General features: G+C 74.5%; 1 protein-coding gene and 1 pseudogene. Both read right to left on the reverse strand.

Translation table 11 applies throughout. The features are described from left to right. Positions 1–311, reverse strand: a pseudogene (locus amrb99_RS49675) (hypothetical protein); the annotation flags it as partial. Further along, positions 308–525, reverse strand: a 218-nt coding sequence (locus amrb99_RS49680) for a hypothetical protein (protein ID WP_206700444.1), incomplete at its 5' end; no start/stop codon positions are given. The gene amrb99_RS49680 and the pseudogene amrb99_RS49675, both read right to left, overlap by 4 nt.

Consider the following 525-nt stretch of genomic DNA (forward strand, 5'->3'; position numbering starts at 1 on the left):
GACAGCCCCCAGTCGAAGAAGACGATGTCGCCGGGGCGGGCGGCGTTGACCTCGGCCGTGGTGCCGGTGTGCCAGCGGCCGGCGCGCTGGAAGTCCTGCGCGTGCCAGACGGTGTAGGCGCGGTCGCCGCGCGGGAGGACGGCGGCGGCGTTGCCCGAGCGGCGCGCCCACTCGGTGACGCTGATGTCGCACCAGGCGGCCGACAGGTACTCGCTGCCGTGCCGGGACGCGAACGCGCGGGTCAGGGTGTTCGGGCGCCCGCTGGTGCCGAGCCAGCGCCGCGCCTCGGCGAGCATCGTCGCAGCGGTCATGAGTCCTCGCCTTCATTGAGATCGAGCCACACGATGCGCGTGGCGCCTCCGTGCAGGTGGACGTGGTCGACCGAGGCCATGCCCCGGTCCCACGCGACGGTGCTCGGGTGCTCGCCGCGCCACCGGACCGCCGCGGTCCCGTCCGGCCACAGCACGCCGTCCGCGACGTGGCCCGTGCCGGACACGCCAGTGACGTCGTCGTCGCGAACGAGCT

The organism is Actinomadura sp. RB99, assembly GCF_014706005.1.
In the GTDB taxonomy this organism is placed as follows: Bacteria; Actinomycetota; Actinomycetes; order Streptosporangiales; family Streptosporangiaceae; genus Spirillospora.